This window comes from Patescibacteria group bacterium (assembly GCA_041659905.1).
Lineage (GTDB): Bacteria > Patescibacteriota > Kazan-3B-28 > Kazan-3B-28 > UBA10110 > UBA10110.
Genome location: JBAZXK010000004.1, coordinates 1 through 17,656 on the forward strand (window position 1 = coordinate 1; position 17,656 = coordinate 17,656).

General features: G+C 45.4%; 13 protein-coding genes. 5 read left to right on the forward strand and 8 right to left on the reverse strand.

Annotated features, from left to right (window positions below):
- The first annotated feature begins 20 nt into the window (after nt 1-20).
- Nucleotides 21-4,193, forward strand: a complete 4,173-nt coding sequence (locus tag WC805_03670) for a hypothetical protein (protein ID MFA5967575.1) — start codon at nt 21-23, stop codon at nt 4,191-4,193.
- Here the strand turns inward: WC805_03670 and WC805_03675 are convergent.
- Both WC805_03675 and WC805_03680 read right to left on the reverse strand, forming a co-directional pair.
- On the reverse strand, nt 4,186-4,965 hold the full coding sequence (locus WC805_03675) for a pseudouridine synthase (GenBank protein MFA5967576.1): 780 nt from the start codon (nt 4,963-4,965) through the stop codon (nt 4,186-4,188). The genes WC805_03670 and WC805_03675 overlap by 8 nt on opposite strands.
- Nucleotides 4,966-5,056: 91 nt before the next feature.
- Nucleotides 5,057-6,115, reverse strand: coding sequence for an enoyl-CoA hydratase/isomerase family protein (locus WC805_03680; GenBank protein ID MFA5967577.1), 1,059 nt, complete (start codon nt 6,113-6,115; stop codon nt 5,057-5,059).
- A gap of 177 nt (nt 6,116-6,292) precedes the next feature.
- Here WC805_03680 and thrS point away from each other — a divergent pair, with 177 nt between their 5' ends.
- From thrS to WC805_03700, 4 genes are all read left to right on the forward strand, one after another.
- Nucleotides 6,293-8,071, forward strand: coding sequence for a threonine--tRNA ligase (thrS, locus tag WC805_03685; protein MFA5967578.1), 1,779 nt, complete (start codon nt 6,293-6,295; stop codon nt 8,069-8,071).
- Nucleotides 8,072-8,195: 124 nt separating this feature from the next.
- Nucleotides 8,196-8,360 carry a hypothetical protein gene (locus WC805_03690; GenBank protein ID MFA5967579.1) on the forward strand — a complete coding sequence of 55 codons (165 nt, stop codon included), beginning with the start codon at nt 8,196-8,198 and terminating at the stop codon, nt 8,358-8,360.
- A gap of 149 nt (nt 8,361-8,509) precedes the next feature.
- The gene (miaA, locus tag WC805_03695; GenBank protein MFA5967580.1) at nt 8,510-9,421 is read left to right on the forward strand and encodes a tRNA (adenosine(37)-N6)-dimethylallyltransferase MiaA; all 912 of its coding nucleotides are present in this window, start codon (nt 8,510-8,512) and stop codon (nt 9,419-9,421) included.
- Between the two features lie 75 nt (nt 9,422-9,496).
- Nucleotides 9,497-9,748, forward strand: coding sequence for a hypothetical protein (locus tag WC805_03700; GenBank protein ID MFA5967581.1), 252 nt, complete (start codon nt 9,497-9,499; stop codon nt 9,746-9,748).
- A gap of 33 nt (nt 9,749-9,781) precedes the next feature.
- Here the strand turns inward: WC805_03700 and WC805_03705 are convergent, their stop codons facing one another.
- The 6 genes from WC805_03705 to WC805_03730 all read right to left on the reverse strand — a co-directional run bounded on the left by WC805_03705 (nt 9,782) and on the right by WC805_03730 (nt 17,634).
- Nucleotides 9,782-10,528 carry a dolichyl-phosphate beta-glucosyltransferase gene (locus WC805_03705; protein ID MFA5967582.1) on the reverse strand — a complete coding sequence of 249 codons (747 nt, stop codon included), beginning with the start codon at nt 10,526-10,528 and terminating at the stop codon, nt 9,782-9,784.
- Nucleotides 10,525-11,142, reverse strand: a complete 618-nt coding sequence (locus tag WC805_03710; GenBank protein ID MFA5967583.1) for a class I SAM-dependent methyltransferase — start codon at nt 11,140-11,142, stop codon at nt 10,525-10,527. The genes WC805_03705 and WC805_03710 overlap by 4 nt, the downstream gene beginning before the upstream one ends.
- Nucleotides 11,143-11,200: 58 nt before the next feature.
- The gene (locus WC805_03715) at nt 11,201-11,605 is read right to left on the reverse strand and encodes a GtrA family protein (protein ID MFA5967584.1); all 405 of its coding nucleotides are present in this window, start codon (nt 11,603-11,605) and stop codon (nt 11,201-11,203) included.
- A gap of 124 nt (nt 11,606-11,729) precedes the next feature.
- Nucleotides 11,730-12,563 carry a class I SAM-dependent methyltransferase gene (locus WC805_03720; protein MFA5967585.1) on the reverse strand — a complete coding sequence of 278 codons (834 nt, stop codon included), beginning with the start codon at nt 12,561-12,563 and terminating at the stop codon, nt 11,730-11,732.
- Between the two features lie 13 nt (nt 12,564-12,576).
- Complete coding sequence (locus tag WC805_03725) at nt 12,577-15,837, reverse strand: hypothetical protein (protein ID MFA5967586.1); 3,261 nt, start codon at nt 15,835-15,837, stop codon at nt 12,577-12,579.
- A 147-nt stretch (nt 15,838-15,984) separates the two neighbouring features.
- On the reverse strand, nt 15,985-17,634 hold the full coding sequence (locus WC805_03730; GenBank protein MFA5967587.1) for a LysM peptidoglycan-binding domain-containing protein: 1,650 nt from the start codon (nt 17,632-17,634) through the stop codon (nt 15,985-15,987).
- Nucleotides 17,635-17,656 lie beyond the last annotated feature (22 nt).

Sequence of the window (17,656 nt, forward strand, 5' to 3'; positions counted from 1 at the left end):
CTGTATATGAGGTAAGAATTTTGCGTGTAGGTGGATTTGTTGGCCCAGTTAGCTTTAGTGCGGATGAACTGACTAACCAAACCGGAGTAGGATCAGTTGTTTTTGCTCAAAATCTAGTGAAAGATCCGTCCGGAAATATTTATGATATGACCGTGACAGCCAATGGAACAGTATTTAATGCGGATTATCCGTTTTATGTCAAGGGAACTACTCCTGACTTGGGCGGCTTACCAGCCGAGAGATGGGCACCGAATAAGTTAGCTGGACCTCCCCCAGAACCGCCAGCGCACTTTATTATTCAGAGTACGCCGGGCTACACCTTAGACATTGTGGAACCCAGCCAAAATGTTTTTGCTGGCAACACGGCTACCTATACCATCAAAATTCAGGATTTTGTAAATGGTTTTAACGAACCTATTCGTTTGAGCGATGATATTTTAACTAACTATAGCGATTATGTTGAACCTAATGGGGTTAGTTACGATCAAAATCCCATTACTAACGAAACTCTTTTACACATTCACACTAAAGAAGGTGTGTCTCACCCAGGCTTTACGTTCACCGTGTATGGCAATAGCACTCCGCCCAACCCTACTCTATACCGGTTTGACACGTCAATTCTAGCCATAGGTGTGGCACCAGATTTTTCCCTCTCCATTGTGCCTCTGACTCACACCGTATCTCCAACTGCTCCGGGTAACAGCGCTGTATATGAGGTAAGAATTTTGCGTGTAGGTGGATTTGTTGGCCCAGTTAGCTTTAGTGCGGATGAACTGACTAACCAAACCGGAGTAGGATCAGTTGTTTTTGCTCAAAATCTAGTGAAAGATCCTCTCGGAAATATTTATGATATGACCGTGACAGCCAATGGAACAGTATTTAATGCGGATTATCCGTTCTATGTCAAGGGAACTACTCCCGATTTGGGTGGATTACCTGCCGAAAGATGGGCGCCCAACAAGTTAGCTGGGCCTCCTCCAGAACTGCCAGCGCACTTTATTATTCAGAGTACGCCTGATTTTGCTATTGATATTGAGCCACCTACTACCAAAACCGTCCATCCGGGAGAAACTGCCAATTACCATATTCGACTTACCAGGTTTAATGGCTACAGCGGAACAGTCACCCTGTCTCATAATCTGATCAGTCTATTTGTAGTAACTCCTCTTGTCTTCGACGATCCTATTCTAGAAGAAGGTCAAAATGATACTTATTTGCGAGTTACAGCTACGAACCCAGCCGATAATAGCACTTTACCTTTCAAGGTTTTTGGCCAAGGTATTGTGTCGGGTAATCCAGCCACCCGGGAAACGGATGGCACATTTATCATCGAAAATCTCTTCGATTACCGCCTGTCTATCAATCCCGCTAGCCGAACAGTGGCTCCAGGTGGAATCACGACTTATACCGTAACTTTAACTAGAGAATTCTTGTTCCCAGGCCCAGTTAGTTTAACGACTAATTTGGGCAGTATGGTAGGGGTGCAATCGGCTGTATTTAATCCAGAGACTTTATCTGGCGGGGTGATGACATCCACTTTGACAGTGACAGCCAACAGTTCAGCCAGTGATGCCGCCCATGTCTTTACTGTCTATGGAGCTACTCCTGACCTAAATGGTAGTCCTGCCCAAAGAACAACTCAGGCCACTTTTGTGATTGAGAATAATGAGGATTTTAACATTGAGGTAACACCAAATACTCTCACGGTCGCTCCCGGAGGCACGGCATCCTACGATGTCACTCTGATTCCAATCAATAACTACCCTGGCTCTGTAACTCTCAGCAATAATCTTCTGTCTGTTTATGGCGATTATATTCAATCAGCTACCTTTGGCACCACCGTTTTAAGACCCAGCTCCCCTACGACCAAACTCTGGGTAACAGCTAAATCAGACATTCCTAATTACGATATTCTTGATTTTATTGTGACAGGGACTGGTTTGGTAGAAGGCATCAATCAAGACCGCAGCGATTATGCTGATCTTCTGATTCGCAATCCCTTCGACTACCGCCTCTCTATCAGTCCCCTTAGCCGAACAGTGGCCCCGGGTGGAGTTACAACTTATACCGTCACTTTAACTAGGGAATTCTTGTTTACTGGCCCAGTTAGTTTAACGACTAATCTGGATAGTATGGTGGGAGTACAATCGGCTGTGTTTAATCCGGAAACTTTGTCCGGTGGGGTCATGACATCCACTTTGACAGTAACCGCCAACAGTTCGGCCAGTGATGCTACCCATGTCTTTACTGTCTACGGAGACACTCCTGACCTCAATGGTAGTCCGGCCCAAAAAACAACTCAGGCGACCTTTGTGATTGAGAATAATGAGGATTTTACGATTTCAATTTCTCCCAAAACTAAATCAGTGGCTCCTGGCAGAACTACCACTTACGATATTACAGTTACTCGCCTTAATAATTTTACCGGTACGATTAGTCTAAGTACCGACCTGGGCAGCAAGATCGGCATTCAATCTGCCTTATTTACTGACAATACTTTAGATAGTACAGAAACTGCCACTGCTTTAAATGTCATCACTTTAGCTACCGTCCCCACTGTCGATATTCCTTTCTTAGTGATTGGTAGTGGCAGTCCGGAAGGCATACCCACTATTCGCCAGGATACGGCTACATTAAATGTAGTGGATTTCCGCATCACCATCGACCCAAATAGCCAGACTGTTACTCCGGGCGGAGCTACCTCTTATACGGTTAACCTAACTCGACTTAATGGCTTCACCGGTACTGTTAATTTAACTACTGACTTGGGTACGAAAAATTATATTGCATCGGCTATATTGGCCGATACTGCTTTGAACGGCGCCGAATCCAGTACTAGCTTAAATGTAACCACCTTGAGCCCGGCCCCTGATTTAGATATTAACTTTACTGTAACGGGAGACAGTTCAGTGGAAGTTGCCCCCCTATCTCATCAAGCCACAGCTCTTCTCCGATTACTCACCCCCACTATTCCTGATTTTACTATTACTGTGATTCCCGAAAACCAGACCGTTAATTCGGCTGGCAGTACTACCTATGATGTACTATTACATCGTCTAAATGGATTCGATAAGTCGGTGACTTTAAGTGAAAATCTATTGAGTAATTATCCGGATTATATTGCTTCGGCTACCTTTGGCTTAGACGTTCTCCCGGACGGAACTACCGATCAAACCACAGTTCTGTATGTTACTGCCAAAGATGTGATCGGCGGCAATATTGATCTGCCCTTTGTGGTTACGGGTAAAGAAACTGCCACTGGCTTACCTGAACACTCAGACAACGCTACTCTTTCTATTATCGGTGACACGCCTCCTCCGCCTCCGCCACCTCCACCCGTCCCTGATTTTACTATCAAAATTACTCCCGACCTAAGAGAGGTAGATGCTGGTGGTTCCACTGATTACACCATTACCGTTACACCTATAAATAATTTTAACGACAAGGTTATTCTCACCCACAATCTATTAAGTGATTTTGGCGATTACATATCTAAAGTTGATTTCGATGTCCTACAACTTGATATAGACAACAACTATACTACCACTATGCATGTGGAAACTAAGAATATCTCCAATAGCCACATACTTACTTTTACTATTACCGGAACTGCCATCAGCGGATCTCCGATTCACTCCGATAATGCCGACCTACAAATTAATGTCGCCGGATCTCCTCCTCCCGCTGGCGGTGGAGGCGGGGGTGGAACTTACACTCCTCCTGCTCCCACTACTGGCGGCAGCACAGAAGACTTTACTATCCAAGTAACTCCTCTGACTAACACTACTATTTATCCAGGCCAAACTGCTACCTATCAAATCACCATTATTCGCTTGGGCGGCTTCACTGGTCCCGTCACTCTCTCTACCGATGTTTTGCGACTTAATTATGATGTTGCCTCGGCCACTTTCGGTAAAACTACCGTTCCTGCTGGTGAAACTACCACTACTTTATTATTAGTAGCGCGGTCTAATGCCGTGATTGATTCCAGTACCCTCTTTAATGTTCAGGGCAATAGCTCCACCTTAGGAGACAGAAATGATGATGCACCGGTAGCTATTATTATTCCTCGCGGCTTACCTTCTACTGGTCCTGTCACGCCTCCATCGCCATGGTTCTGGCTTACCATTATGGGTATAGCTTGGTTGAGCTGGGCACAACTGCATACTCCCAAATCCCGGCAGGTTAAATAATTTCATCTACTAAAACTCGGCGATATTTCCCCACGGAAAGATGGCCGAGTTTTAATTTGCCAATACGCACTCGCTTAAGTTGAATGATTTTATATCCCAGCATTTCGGCCACGCGTCGGATTTGCCGTTTTCTCCCCTCTTGCAGAATCAATGAGATAATCCACGAATTAGGACTAATCTTATTAATTATCTTCACTCGCATGGGTTTAATTCTGGCGCCATCTATTTTGAAACTCTGAGAGAATTTGGTAATTAAATCTTCGCGTTCCGTGCCTCTTCCGTCATCCTGAACTCGTTTCCCTGGCCGGGCAGGCAGGATCTTCCTTGGAGATGCTGAACTAAATTCAGCATGACGGGAAATAACTACCTCGTATTCTTTTTCGTGTTCGTAGCGGGGATGCATCAACTTGTTAGCCAAATCCCCATCGTTAGTAACTAGCAATAATCCCTCACTGTCTTTATCTAACCGGCCCACCGGGTAAACCCGACCCACATCCTTAAAGTAATCGGCAACGGTTTTTTGGGCATGCGGGTCTGCCATAGTCGAGGTTACTCCCGCTGGCTTATTAAACATAAACAGCAGAGGAGTCGCCGCCTGCAAAATCTTGCCCTGGTATTCCACTTTATCTTTTTCTGGATCAATTTGTATGCCAAGACTAGTAATAATCTTGCCATTTACCTTCACCTTCCCCTCTTGGATCAGCTCGTCAGCCTTGCGCCGGCTGGCTATCCCCGCCCCCGCCAAATACTTGTTCAATCTCATTTTCGTCATGCTTATAATATAAGCTGGTTTTCTCAAGATAAAAAGAAGCCCCCATAAAGGGGGCGTTGAGATTATCATTTCTAAAAGGATCATTTTTTTATTACATCACGGGGGGCAGTTCTGCACCGCACTTGCCACAAAAATCTAATTCGAGTGGCATACCTTCGGCTCCGCAGGCATCACACTTGCGTGTCGTATAGGGCCCAAACAAAAGTTCCATGTCGGCGCCTTCCGCGGCGGCACACCGGATAGAGTCATGATCGACCGGCCGTTTTTTCGCGAACCCGACCATGCCGAAATAGGCTTCGATCCCGCCCATGTTGCGAACGAGTGTGTCTTTGGCAAATCCCATGCTGGTGCCCCAGACCAGGTTACTGAAGAAATTAAGCTGCTCGCGAGTGGAGCGGATTGAACCAGGGAATTGGTTGAGAGCATCATGCGCCCATCGATCGACCGTAGAGTCGAGTTCGGCGTATGAGACAACGTCGTTCACCAACCCCCAGGCTTTAGCCTGTTCGGGTAGGATCGGGCGGTTGAAGAGGAGAATTTCCTTCGCGCGACGCATGCCGACCACGAGTGGTAGATTCTGGGTCGCACCGCCGGCGGCGACACTTCCAACCGTCGCACCGACCTGCTTGATATAGCGAGTCGGTGATTTCGTCCCGTCGGATTTTTCTTTCCAGTCGGTGTCGGCCATGATCGCGACGTCGCAGCTTAAGTTCCATTCATTACCGCCGCCGACGACAATTCCGTTCAGGCACGCAATGGAAGTTTTGCCAGTGTTACGGAGGGCATCATGGGCGCGAACAAACCAGTTCATCCAGTGCCACATGTCCTGTGATTTTCCGAGGACGATCATGTCGGCATATTCTTTGACGTCGCCGCCGGTGCAGAAAGCTATGTCGCCTTCACCACGGAGAATGACCACGCCGATTCTGTCATCACACGCAACATCGTCGAACGCTTCGGTCATTTCTTTTAGAGTTGCAAGGTTGTATGAGTTGTAGACGTCGGGACGGTTGATCGTCACGCGTGCGATTCCGTCCGTTTTCTGATACTTGATGAATTTGAAATCGAACTCGCTCGCGTCCTTATGTTCAAAAAGTCCGGGAGCCTTTCTTTTGGGAATTTGGTACTGCATAGGTTCTTTGGGTGTCATCGGTGTTTCTCCTGTGATTGTCTAGTTGTTAAGGTGCTTTCCTGCACCTATTTATTCTAAGTTGTCAGGTTAAGGTAGGTTAGTTATACTATGGCATATTAAGAGACCTGTCAACAAAGCATTGATAGCCAGCAACGCTAAAATCTCATACAATAAAGGAGAGTTAATCCATAGAATATGTCTAAACAAACCAGACAACACAAAACCGATAAACAGAGTCGACTTTCTATCTTGCGGCATTCGGCTTCCCATATCTTAGCCGCCTCAGTGATGGAAATGTTCCCCGAAGCCAAACTGGGGATTGGCCCGGCGACCGAGGATGGGTTTTATTATGATTTTGCCCTGCCGCGCCCGCTCATTCCGGAAGACCTGCCTCTAATCGAAGCCAAAATGCAAGCACTCATTGCGGCTGATTTGCCGTTCGAAAAAACTACCGTCGCGATTGACGAGGCTATTAATAAATCGGCCAATACTTCGCAGATCTACAAAACAGAGTTGATGCAAGATTTGAAAGCAGCGGGGGAGACCCAAGTTACTTTTTATAAAAGCGGGGAATTCGTAGATTTGTGTGCCGGCCCGCATGTGAAATCCACTAAAGAGATCGGCGCCATCAAACTGCTTTCTATCGCAGGGGCTTATTGGCGCGGAGACGAGCATAATACCCAGCTTACCCGTATCTACGGCACTGCTTTCGAGACGATCAAAGAATTGGATGAGTATCTTGTTATGTTAGAAGAAGCCAAAAAACGCGACCACCGCAAATTAGGCAAAGAACTTAATATCTTCGCTTTTGACGACCAAGTTGGCCCGGGTTTACCCCTCTGGATGCCTAATGGCACGGTTATTATTGAACAATTAGAAAAACTAGCCCACCAAACCGAAGCAGCAGCCGGCTATCAGCAAGTCAGAACCCCACATATTGCCAAGGAATCCTTGTATCTTACTTCTGGACACCTGCCCTACTATGCCGATAGTATGTTCCCGCCTATGGTGGCAGAAGATGCCAAGTATTACTTAAAAGCTATGAACTGTCCGCATCACCACAAAATCTTTGCCGCTATCCCCCGCAGTTACCGGGACCTGCCTTTGCGCTTAACAGAATATGGTACCTGCTATCGTTATGAGAAATCAGGGGAATTGTTCGGACTAATGCGGGTCCGGTCTTTTCAAATGAATGATGCTCATATTTATTGCGCTCCCGAACAATTTGCCGAGGAATTTAAGGCGGTTAATGATATGTACATTAAATACTTTAAGATCTTCGGTCTCAAAAAATATGTGATGCGCCTATCCACTCACGACCCAGCTAAATTAGGCAAAAAATATATTGACGAACCTGAGCTTTGGCAACAAACCGAAGAGATGGTACGAAAAGTCTTGATTGATGCCAAAATTCCTTATATAGAAGTGGCGGATGAAGCGGCCTTCTATGGGCCAAAGATCGATGTGCAGGTTTGGAGTGCCATCGGTAAAGAATTTTCTATTGCTACCAATCAAGTCGACTTTGCCATACCGAAACGATTTGGGCTGTGCTACGCCACCAGCGATGGCGGTACTGCTACGCCACTATGTATTCACCGCGCACCGCTCGGCGTCCATGAGCGATTAATCGGCTTTCTATTGGAGCACTATGTTGGAGCCTTCCCTTTCTGGCTCGCCCCAGTCCAAGCCATTGTCCTTCCAGTCAGCGATAAATTTAATGATTATGCCAAATCTGTATTTTATCAACTTATCAAAAAGGGTTATCGAATCAATTTAGATGACCGCAATGAATCGTTGGGTAAAAAAATCCGCGAAGCCGAACTTCAAAAAATTCCTTATATGTTAGTGGTGGGAGAAAAAGAGGCCTCTGCTTTAACTGCAACTATTCGGACATTGCATGCCGAGGAACAATTAACCAAAACTATCCCCGAAATCATCGAACTCTTTCGTAAACAACGCTCTCCATTAAAGTAACAATGTTTACTTTGCATCGCTATCCTGGCCTTGCCCAGGATCGTATATAAGATTCTGGAGTCGCTCCAGAAGCTCCCCAGAATGACGACCAAGAAGTCCGGAATGACAGGAATATAGTAAATATATGACTAGAAAAATAAAGGATTCGGGCGATCCTGATTTGCACGCTCAAAAGCGGGAGGTTAAGCTCCGCAAAAAACATCACTTACCGGATAACCGCAAAAGCATTCAGTTAATTGCCAAGCTATCTTCCGCCCCTAAACATGGTCAAAAATCTTCGTCTCGTTAGAAATGATATAATCAGCAGTTGAGTTCTCGCTTAAGCTCGAATCCATCCTTCGCTCTGTGAGCTTCGGAGGGCTACTGTAGCAATATTCTTCGAGCAGAGGCGAGCCTGCCTGCCGGCAGGCAGGAAGTTAACATTAATCTAAGATTTTGATGGTAATTTCTAAACAGGGTAAAGCGATTGTGATCGTGGGACCAACCTCTTCAGGTAAAACTGATTTGTCTTTGCAATTAGCTAAAAAATTCAATGGAGTGGTGATTTCCGCCGATTCCAGGCAAATTTACAAAGATATGGATATCGCTACCGCCAAAACTACACGCGACCAGCAACAAAATATTACTCATTATATGATCGATATTTTAAGCCCGGATGAAGATTTTAATCTAGCTCATTACCAAAACACCGTGAACAATTTACTTTGCTCAATTTCCGAAAACAATTCAAAACGCAGCCAACCGGTTATTCCTTTTATTGTCGGGGGTACTGGTTTATATATCAAATCGATTGTGGATGGTTACCAATTGCCTGCCGTCCCGCCTAATCCAGTTCTCAGAGCTCAATTAGAACAGTTCTCAATAAAAGAATTAGCCCATCAACTAAAACAACTTGATCCCACCACAAAAGTAGATTTACAGAATAAGCGCAGAGTAATCCGTGCCCTGGAAATTATTAAAAACCGGTCGGGGAAACCAATCCTAAATCAACCAGTAAAGTTGAATTATGAATTCTTCCACATTGGCATCACTCGACCGCGGCCGGAAATTAAACAACGCATCGTGAATAAAATTACCGAAATGTACAAACAAGGGCTCGTGAAAGAAACTAAAAAATTACTGGCCAAAGGCTATGATTTTACCAAGCCGGCTTTTTCGGCTCTTGGCTATAAACATATCCTGGGTTACTTGCAACATAAAATTACCTTGCATGAAGCATTAGATCGCATGCGGCAGGATACCCAAAGATATGCTAAACGGCAAATGACTTGGTTTAAACGCGATCCTCGCATCCATTGGATCAAAGATTATACCGAAGCTGAAACTCTGATTCGAAATTTTCTTAGATAAAATTCTACTTGCGATCCACTGAATTATCAGATATAATGCAAAACCTAAACAAAAAAACAGGAGTGTACATTAAAAATGGTTAGCACAAAAGAAGACGAAAAAACATTCGCCGAAATGACAGCCAATGAGTTGGAAGAAAACACTTACCTTCTCAAAAACAAAGCTAGAAGGGGAGAAATCAGCCCCGAGGAAGCGAAAAAACTTATCAGGCAATTGGGAGAAGTAGCTGATGACCCAAATAAAGGTTATCTAGTAAGACAAACTGCAGCAGGAACACTCAGGGCACTGGGTATCATCTGTCTCCCTGTTTCGGGTGGTTCGGAATGAACCAACTTTCTCCGGATAAATTTTAACCCCTGCTTAGGCCCCAGGGGTTTTTTTTACATAAATCCCCTTCTCTAAGTTAGATTTGACTTTAAAAAGATCGCCCAAAGTCCGCCAAGCATCTCGGCCAGCACGCACTTTACTGGCGCTATCGTTAGACCAATCTATTCCCACTTCTTTAAATGAATATTTAAGATACCGGGCAATGGCTAAGGCTTCGAAATCAAACCCAAACCTATCAATCGTCACTCGGCTAAAAATCTCTTTAGCGGGTTGGTTTTGGAATAACTTGAACCCGCACTGGGTGTCATATATACCTGGCAACAAGACCACCCGAATTAAACGATTACTCAGGCGGCTTAACCAAACTCGATACCACGCTTGCGGCATTAGAATTTTGGCCCCCGGGCAATAACGAGAACCAAACACCACCTCGTATCGACCAATGTGGGGTAATAGTTTCTCAATTTGGGTAATGGGAGTAGAATTATCCGCATCGGAAAACAGAACATACTGTCCCCGAGCAGACAATATCCCTTGCCGGACCACTGCCCCCTTGCCCTGATTCGTTGAATTAGAAAGCAATTTTAACTCTGGCCAATCTCTGGCAATATCACTCACTGTCTTGTTGGTATTATCAGTACTGCCATCATTTACCACTAACACTTCGTAAATATATGCCTGCTGTTCCAAAAATTTCCGCAGCCCAGTGAGAGTTTCACTGACCCGCTTTTCCTCATTGTAAGCCGGAACCACTACTGATAAAAAAATTGATGCATTCATTTAGTGGCGACAAAGAAAATATTAGTAACAGTGGGATAAATTTTTATTTGGCTAAAACTTGTGCTCAATAAATCATTCAGTTCATTAACCGACATCTCGTTATGAAAAGGTTCTTGAATTTTATAGTGCTTAGTATTGGAATGATACGTAATACTTAAAAAACGCAACTTCCAAAACCATGATCTCCGCGGAACTGATCCTACCAAAACTCCACCATTTTTTAGGAGGCGACATATTTCATGTACCACTTTCTCCGGATAAATTAAGTGTTCTAATACTTCTGCCGCCACTATCAGATCAAAGGTAGCCTCCGGATAATTAATCCCTTCTTCCACATCGCATAACTGGCCGATGGCTCCTGGTACATATTTTTTTAAGCGTTCTAAATTGCGCGGATTTAGATCCAACCCCACCGAACCAACTGGTAAATGCCGTAAAATCAGGCCTGTTCCGCAACCTACTTCCAACGCCACTGGGCTGCCCTGAAGATAGGGCTGCAACAATTTTAACAGCCACCATTCCCTGTATTTATGCAAAAAACTCTCTGGCCCTCGTAAATTATCAGCGGTATCAGTCCAATCATAGGTTTCCACCTCTTGGTAATATTGATTCACCAGCGTCTTGTAACCCGGCCAGTCCAATTCGGAGGGCTTACTGTCCGCTATATGCTGTTTATATGATGGATGATTTGCGTTTTCCAAAGATGATAAATTTATAGGCTAAGAAATTCCAGACCCAGATAACAAAAACTGACACAACTTTAACTATATTATAGCGCCAGTCGAAAGCCAAACTCGGCCAATAGTCGCCTGATGCGGGTAGGCCATACTTAATGATCAAAGTGGAAATACCTAAGCCCAGCAAATTAACCGCTACAAACCCGCTAAACTGCTGCCAACTATTAACTGACTTGTCCTGAAAAGTCCAATATTTAGTCAAAAAATAACTGTTGGTTACCGCCAGCGAAAAGGAAACTGCATTCGCCGGTAAGACTTGCCAATGCCAGATTTGGATCAGCAAATTCAATACTCCAAAATCTATCGCCGTATTACCCAGTCCAACAATGATAAACTTCATTAATTGGTAGCTGATTTTAAAATAATGTAACCCCTCGATGCGTCCCTCCCCAATTTTCCTGAATAACACAAGATTAGTTGCTAATCTTTTGCAAAAATTAGGGAGGGACTTACTCGGGGAATAATTATTTGCCGAGCGGAGTCGAGGCATTACCATGACTTTTTTTAGCTAATATTACTATACTGCTGCCAAAGGGAAATTTAGCGAAACTCAACCACCAGGATTCAACTTTGCCTACACCAATCAAAAAATTATTAATCCATTTGGGTACAGCTATATATTGGACCAAAGCTTGAGAAGATTTTTTCACGAAAATCCGCTGGAGCCAAAATAAAGGAAAGGTTAAACAAAAAAAATACGAACTAAAGATGATATTAAAACCATTGTTTTGCAATAATTTAGTTAATGGCCGTAAATTATAACGCCGAAAGTGCCCCAATGCGCGGTCATGCGGACCGAACAAACTCTGATATGCCGGCACAGAGATGAATAATAAGCCACCAGAGAGCAAAACTCTCCCCCACTCCCCTAATACCCGACTTTCATCAGCTAAATGTTCTAAAACATCAAAGGCGGTGACTAAATCGAATTCTCCGCTTTCCACTGGCAAATCTTCTGCCCTACCTAACACTGCCTTTCCTTTTTGGGCAGCTAATGCAACTGCCAGCTCGCTCGTGTCAGTCCCTACTATCTCGCCGAATTTGCTTAGCCAGTAGAAGTTTTCTCCTGTCCCGCATCCGACATCCAGAATCCTTAGTTTCTCCTCCCTTGTCATTCCGAGCGAAGTCGAGGAATCTAGCGGAGGAGATCCTTCGACTCCACTGTCGTTCCGCTCAGGATGACAGAAAAGTAAACCATGAAACCTATTTAATATTGTCTGCAAAATCGCTCGGCGGCTGATATGCCACCAATAAGTTTTCTCCTCCTCCGCCAATGCCCGCACTGCCTGATCATCCATATTTATTATTGTATCAGATCAGGGTCAGAGTAATACTTCCGGTATATGCACCTACTTGAGCAATATTATAGATCCGGAGAGTTGGTAGTAAGGTAAATCCGCCTAAACCATCTTTGCTACTGCCGGCTACCGAAGCAGCAGTTACCGCACTTCCCATATAATCTCCCGACTGGGTAGAAATGTTAGTGGTCGGAGCGGCAAATAACCCAGTAATCACATCGCTAATCCAATAGGTACTGGAATCGGCAATAACAGTTTGGCTGCCCGGCACACTAGTAAACTGCCATACATTGCCCGTAAAATGGCCGTCTACCGCAGCCCATTTAACTGCCACTCCATGTTGCAGTTCTACCCAATCGGTGGACATATCACCACTGCCAGACCCGCCTAAGTCACTGGACCAACCGAATGTGTCAGGGCTACTAATCGTATTGGCAACCTGAATCGTAAAGGTTTCTACCGAACACCCCTCATAGGTATTATTATGGCTCATATCATTAAGCCCACCTCCAATGAAGCTGATATTCCCCAGGGTCCCTGTAGCGCAGGTGTTGAATTCGGTGGTCACTGTAGCTGTGCAATCCCAACCGGTGCTATTGCCGCTGGTTTGGCCTCGGTTGTCTCTCACGGTAATTTCCTCCCCTCCTACAAAGTCATATTCATGATAAGCGCCGCTGCCGAATTGGTAATTTCCTAAAGCCACTGATGAAGGAGAACTGATTGTCAAAGCATATGCATCGGCAACTTTCAAGCTGGGATAACTTTTGCCGCTAGCCAAAGGAATACTTGCCGCTAATACTTCATCATAGAGACCAAAGTAATAAGTAGTGTCAGTATCATTGAGAACACTATAATGCTCAATACAAAATTCCCATTCCACTGTCGTACTGGCCGGGTGATCGGAATTGGTTTGGCCGGTAGAACTCGCTTCGTTATGTGTACCTAAATTGGTGGCATGAGAATCAGACAACACTTTTGATGGTATTTTATCTCCATCTGTTCCTCCACCGTCATAAAAGCGCCATTGGCGAGTACCATCTGCAATACTCCCCACTGGAACCCATATTATCGGTTCATTTAGACTGATAGTATATTTCAACACTTTCCGACTATCATTTTCCGCTATCCCACCGGTCTCGGTCAGGTTAACTCGTAGTTTATACGGAATGGATTTGCCATTTTCTATTTGCGGGGGGGCTGTATTTTCTGCTGCATAGGCATCGGCTTCGTCTGGCGAAGCATCGGCTTCATCCGCATACCAGCGCCAGTTATTTATTTCCGGGGTATAACCAGTTATAGTTATCTGGGGAGTATATGTATAGGTAGCAAAAGCACTGCCATTGTCATTAGCGCGGATATTGTAGGTTTGGGTGGAGCCGGCGCCGACCAACGACCATTCGTATTCGGTAAAATTCCACAACCCCATTGTGGTATCTCTCGCCGGACTAGAATCCTCTTCCATCTGCCCAGCTACAAAATCATAGCCGGAGCTGGTCTGATCAGTTAATTGTCTGGTAGTAGCAGTGGGTTCGGTAAATTGAGCAGAGGCGATAATTTTAATCGGAGCGGCGGAAGTAGTAATTTCCACCCAAGCGCCGGGCGGTGAGCTAACTTGATATTCTATTTTTGGTTGCAGGACATCTGGTTCCCCTCCAGCGTTCTCAATCTGGATGCGCAGGCGAAAGTTAACCCCTGCATTAAAGGCGGCGGCAGTATGGGGGTCGATGGCACCACCGTTTCCATTAGTCCAAGCTATATGAGTTTCATCATCATCATCTTCGTCAAATTGATAATCGCTTTCAGTGTAAGTCGCCGCTTGGTACTGCAGAGGCGCTCGATTGGAGTTCAGCGGAGGGATAATGGCGCTGTTTCTAGGAGAAGTGCTGGGGGTATTGGCACCACCAAAGTAGTGATTGACCGTATAGGTATTAACTATATATTCATTCATCTCTATAACTAATCGCTCACCAGCTGAGATGGTAATGGCTCCGGCGCCATTATTAACAACTATTTCAACTTGATTGTCGGTCGTGGCCACGGCCCACTCGTTAGCAGCCCCTGAAACTTGGGTCACTCCCACAATAGTGTCTCCAATCGTGTCGTCCGGATCCCAAGTGTAAATGGCATATCGGAAAAAAGCGTTGGCACTGATATTACTCTCGTTACCGCACATCTTGATGATAAAATTACTACTAGCGGGGATGGTCTGGGCCGCCAGCGGAGGAGAGGTAAATATATTAAATAACCATTCACCGCTAGCTGTGGCGGCCTGGGAGTTGGTTTCGGCGCTACTACCGGCACCTGTTTGCATCCGGCGACTGTCTAGTGTGCCTCCTTCGGGAGCGGATTCTATGCTAGTGGTGTTAGTGGGCTCATGGTCTACATTAGTTTCCCGGAAATAGAGCGGATCAAAAGTGTCTACGATAGTATTATTGACGGTGATGTAGCTGGCCGGAGAAGCGTTGCCGGTTCCAGTTGCCACCGCCGTATTCCCGCCCCACATGAAAGTGCAGGTATAGGCCGTCGTCCGGGTATTGTTGAAGTTGACCCAAATTTCCACCGCCAGATAGTCATCAGTGTCGGTAGTATAAGGCGTTCCCGCCCCCACTACATTACCCATTTCGGTTGTGCTGATCAGAATACCCTCATTGCTAGTCCCTATTTCGGTTGTGTCCTGGCCGGGACCGGCCAAAGTTTTGACATTGGCCGAAGGATTCTCGTCGCCATCATACACATAGACAAAGGCTCTGGCCATGGCATTGGCGTTACCGGAACTTTCATCAAAAGAGGCCCCGATCTGGAATGTTGTAGCACTAGTAAAAGTAGTGTCGGCTGCGAGCGGCATAATAAAAGTACGATACCACACTAAGTCAGCATTAGCATCGACCGTGCTGCTCGCCTGCACGCTATCAGTAGCTACGCCAGGAACCAGTGCTCCAAAAACTGGGTGTTGCGCTATAGCAGTGGTGGCGCCAGCTTCAGTCACTTCAGCAGTATCAGTGCTTTCCTCATTGTTCGGCCCGGTAATATCATAATAAGTGCTGGCAGTAGCAGTATCGTTTTTGAAATAAAAAGTGGTTTGAGTGGTGGCCTGGGCATTAGCTTTTGGTGTTGGCGTTACTTCCTGCGGGTGGCCAACTAAATCCGTATCCACCCAAATATTCGTCGTCAAAAAAACCGCCATCATCAACCACGCCACCCGGCGGAGTAGAGTGGGACGAAAAATCTTCCGTTTTAACGATTGGTGATGTTTAGTTTTCGTTAATCTGCTCATTCAAGAAAATTCTTTTTTTCATCATACTGGCCTCCAATTCCGTCATCCTGAACTCGTTTCAGGATCTCTTGCGCTGTCGTTTGAGGGACATTAACTTAGAGATGCTGAAATAAATTCAGCATGACGAAACAAGATAATTATCGTCAATTATTTTGATCGTTTGGGTGGCCGGCGCTTCACGGTTTTTTTAGCCGCTAATCTACTCGCGCCAGACGATTTTTTAATTGCCATTACTGGAGGAACCGGGATAAATAATTCCTGTCCTGCCTGCAACTTATATGGCCATTTCAATTTATTGATCGCAATGATTTCCTTGGCGCTTACCTCGGCAAATTCCGCCACAGTTTTAACGGTGTCCCCCACCTCCGCAATCACTGGCTCCAGATCAACCATACTTCCTTCATCCTGAACCTGCCTCGCTTGACGCGAGTCAAGGCGGGCTCGTTTCCCTGGCCGGGCAGACAGAATCTTCCTTGGAGATGCTGAAATCCATCCTTCGCTCTCCGAGTTTCGGAGGACTGGCGTAAATTCAGCATGACGACCACTGGAATTAGGGCGGTGCCTGAAAATATTTTTAAACCATTTCCCTATAGGTTCTTCTACCCCGCGACGTAAAGCCTCCTTATCTGCACTAGATTGCGCTTTTTGTTCGACTTTAGTCATTTGTCCTTGCGGGATAAGCAAGATATCTCCCACCAATAGATCATATGGCCATTTTAATAAATTAAATTTGGCAATTTTTTTCGGATCTATATTATAAATACCGGCAATCGTCGTTAAGGTTTCGCCTTTTTTCACAGTGTGCTCTTTGGTTTTAGTATTCAACCTTTGGCGGATCACGATCCACAGCCAGAATTTGCGTATCAGCAATAAGAGAGCTAGTCCGATCAGCCACCAGAGCATGGTCAGCCATGGAATCAACCAAAAGACATACTGAATATCTTGGTATTCGTCTTTGACATACTCACCTTTAAAGTCCTCTTCACCATAATGGATCCGGAAATCAGCCACAAACCGGCCAAACTTAGGCGGATGCTTTTGCCAAGGGATTTTAGCTTGGATCGTGCCTCCCCGCAGGATCATCCCAAATTGAGATTTTAACTGTTCTCCCGCAGAACCAAAAATCCCCCGCAACTTCACATCTGCTTTCGGAGTCAACTGGACATTGCCATCATTGTGCATCGTCATCTGAAAATACAGCACATCCTTGTAAATAGTGTGGTGGACATTTTCTATTCTCAGTTTTCTGATGATATCTCCCGGAACAGTCAGATATAACCGAGCTGCCACGCGAGTGACTACCGACAACTGGCCGGCACTTTTTGTCGCACCGGCAGTGGCGGTCTTGTCTTCCCAAATCACTACCCCGCCAGGGTGGCTTCCAACATCCGCATCTAATGGCACTTTCACGGTCAAATCTATGGTTTGTTGGCTTTGGGGAGGCAAAGTTACGCTATTGCGGCTTAAAGTTGACCAAGTCCCCACATCTTTGTTTTCTTCCACGCCTCCCACTAAAGTATAGCCGCCGTCTTTGGTGACTGCTCCATCCAACACAGCCACTTTTAAGGTAACCGTGCTATTGCTATGATTTTTAATTAATACTTTGTCTTTGATCTCTTTGCCCGGCTCTGCTTCGTATACAAACCACGACCGGATACCAGGGTATTCATTCGTTGCGGCTGGAAAGACACTGACGCCATTTCCCTCAATCGCTAAAATTCGCGCTGGCGCTAAATTGAGTATAATCACAGCCAGAAGCACCAACCCAAAACGATAAATTGTTGATGTTGAACGCATTCCCTCCATATTTATCAGTATA